This is a genomic window from Streptomyces sp. NPDC006624 (assembly GCF_040611555.1).
Taxonomy (GTDB): Bacteria; Actinomycetota; Actinomycetes; order Streptomycetales; family Streptomycetaceae; genus Streptomyces.
The window spans coordinates 1-1,288 of record NZ_JBEXOM010000071.1 but is presented as its reverse complement, the minus strand read 5'-3'; the positions used below and the strand labels follow the sequence as shown (position 1 = coordinate 1,288).

1 protein-coding gene is annotated in these 1,288 nt (G+C 67.9%); it reads right to left on the bottom strand.

The features are described 5' to 3' along the window. Positions 1 to 1,288, bottom strand: a 1,288-nt coding sequence (locus ABZY20_RS37215; RefSeq protein ID WP_356447963.1) for a TonB-dependent receptor plug domain-containing protein, incomplete at both ends; no start/stop codon positions are given.

Sequence of the window (1,288 nt, the reverse complement as noted above, 5' to 3'; positions counted from 1 at the left end):
AGCGCGTTGACGAAGTTCTGCTGGTTCAGCGAGGTGCCGTAGGCGCGCGAGTCGCTGCGGCCGTAGTTGGCCGAGGCTTCCCAGTAGAACGTGCGCTCGCCGATGTCGAAATCGCCTTCCAGGCCGAGCACGATCCGGCCGAGCTCGGTGGTGCCGCTGCCGTTGTTGGTGATCAGGTCGCGCGAGGCGCGCGAGAGATTGAACGCGGTCACACCCAGCGCATTCAACTGGGCGCGGGCCTGATCGGTCAGCAGCGCGTAGGTGGTCGGAAAGCGCAGCATCTGGCTGGCGCCGCCGAACAACGGCGAGTTGTAGGCCCACTGGTCGGTCAGCTCGGTGCTTTCGGCCGAGTAGAACGAGCCTTCCATGAACACATCGACGCGGTCGTTGAGCGCCCAGCGCGCGGTGGTGTTCACCGACATGCGCTTGAGGTCGGAGATCACCTGGCCCGCATCGACCAGGCTGATGCCGTCGCCGCCGCTGGCGTCGGTGGCCGAGAACGGGATGCCCTGGTTGTACGGCACCAGGTTGCCGCTGCGGTCGAACGCCAGCACGGTGTTGCCGCCGGGGCCGAAGCCGTTGGCGACCATGTTGTCGGTGCCCGGCTTGAACGCACCGGTGACCGGCGAGATCAGGCCGCCGAACGGCGTCGACCAGATGCGGCGGTCCTTGATCAGCACGCCGTTGGGAATGCCGTCGTTGTTGCCGGTGTTGAACGGGATGTTCGGGTTGTAGCGGCCGTCGTTGCCCGGCGTGCGGCCCGGGAACAGCGCGGCCATGCGCGCGGCCAGCGGGTTGGCGGCGTTGAAGTAGCCGGCACGGAAGAAGTCGCGCTCCTTCTGCAGCACTCCCTTGCTGTCGTCGTAGGTGAAGGAGAAGGTGACGTTGCCGCGGCCGTCGTCGAAGTTGGCGCCGACCAGCGCCCAGGCGTTGTAGCGCTCGTTGTCGCCCTGTTCGGTGACGCCGTAGCTGGCGCCGGCCTCCACGCCTTCGTAGTTCTTGCGCAGGATCACGTTGACCACGCCGGCGATGGCGTCGGAACCGTAGGTCGGCGCGCCGCCGATGGCGATGTTCTCCACGCGTTCGACCAGCGCGGTCGGAATCGCGTTGAGGTCGACCTGCAGGCCCGGCGCGGCCGGTCCGAACAGCGTGGTCGGCGCGCTGGTGACGAAGCGGCGGCCGTTGACCAGGGTCAGGGTGCGCGCGCTGCCGATGCCGAAGCGGTTGACGAAGTTGACGCCGGTGCCGAAGGTCGCCTGCCCGCCTTCGGGCGTGATGCCGACGCCGA